This is a genomic window from Geomonas sp. (assembly GCF_056994735.1).
Map to the genome: position 1 here is coordinate 1 of NZ_JBXKJL010000466.1, position 1,371 is coordinate 1,371.

Here is a 1,371-nt window from a genome sequence, read left to right on the forward strand (position 1 = left end):
TGGCTCTAAAGGGTTTCCCGTGGTAACCCCAAGATGTTGTGTTTCATCCCAAACCGAAGACGCCATAACCTTTCAGATCTAACCAGAGACGCTGAAATAACGTCTGGCCGCTGTCCAGGCCATAACAGCGCCGTTTCAAGACCTTGAGCTTGTTGTTCAGCCCTTCCACAAAACCGCGGTTCTGACGGTGGAGGAAATACTTGGTGATCTCCTCACGCCAGTTCTCCACCGTCGTGAGGAAGGTATCAAAGCACCGTAAGCCCCCGGCACGCACCTGATCGCACCACTTCTGGATCGCCTCAGTGGCGCGGTCTTTGGTCAAGGCACGGTTGAAGATGCCGGTCAGAACCTGCCGCAGGCAATAGGCCTGTTGTAAGGCCGGGGACTGGTGAAACAACGGCAGCAAGCGGTTTTGGTCCGCTTCGCTCAGTACTGTCCAATCCTGGCGGATCACCCACAATAAGCCCTTGAGCGGTTCATCTTCGGTTTCTGGCAGTTCCTGTTGGAGTCGTTTCAGTTCCTGCTTCCGAAGCCGATCTACTCCATCGTGATAATGTTGGGCCACATGAAAGCGATCCACCACCACGGTCACACCGGGCAGGGCCTCATAGACGGCGTTGGCGTAACCCTCGTACCTGTCGATACACGCCGTCTGAATCGTCGCTGTCAGCGGCGCCGGAATCGCCTCCAGAAACGCCTTGACGGTCGCTTTCCGGCGATCTGGCAAGACCGCTAACACGGCCAGCTGACCATGGTTATCGCGGGGACTGATGACCGCGACGTAATTCCCGTGCCCCCGCGTCAGCGCAATCTCGTCCAGTCCCAGCGTCTCCAGGGTAGTAAACTGGTTCCACTCCACCGTCGTCGACACCCAGCGTCCGAGAACGCCTTCCACCGCATCCGGACCCAGGCCCAGCTTCTGGCTGACATCCACGACCGTGCTATTCACCAGACACCGCAAGACCCGCTTCTCAACCGCCTTGGTATGCGGGCTGTTCGGTTCATACCAAGCGCACCGCTGGGTCGTGGTCGGCCGGCCCTCACCATGTAGGCAGCGATACCGCTTGGGCCGAATTTCCAGATAGACCTGCCGCTCCAAGAGCGGCAGGTGACGCAACTGGACCGGTCGGTCATACCCATGAAAGTGGTGAGTCTCGCGACCACAGCGACTACAACAGGCGCCCTGGCGGGTGCTTTCCACCTTGATCAGGAGGGCGCCATCCGAGCGGAATTCGGTGGCTAACACCTCAACCTCAGGAATATCTAACGGGAGTTGAATCAGAACCGGCATCGTGTGATCCTATCGAGAGCTTCTCATCGGCCGTTAGCTTGTCATAAAACGCGGCTGATCGCGAGACCACAACATCTTGT

The 1,371-nt window shown here is 57.9% G+C and carries 1 protein-coding gene; it reads right to left on the minus strand.

Annotated features, from left to right (window positions below; genetic code table 11):
• Positions 1 to 43 precede the first annotated feature (43 nt).
• Positions 44 to 1,291 (minus strand): ISL3 family transposase, encoded by a 1,248-nt coding sequence (locus AC11W3_RS20095; RefSeq protein ID WP_484093627.1) that lies wholly within the window; start codon positions 1,289 to 1,291, stop codon positions 44 to 46.
• Between the last annotated feature and the right edge of the window lie 80 nt (positions 1,292 to 1,371).

What these genes read in the sequence shown, in the direction of transcription:
- AC11W3_RS20095 (WP_484093627.1), bottom strand. Translation starts at nt 1,291, where the DNA reads ATGCCGGTTCTGATTCAACTCCCGTTAGATATTCCTGAGGTTGAGGTG.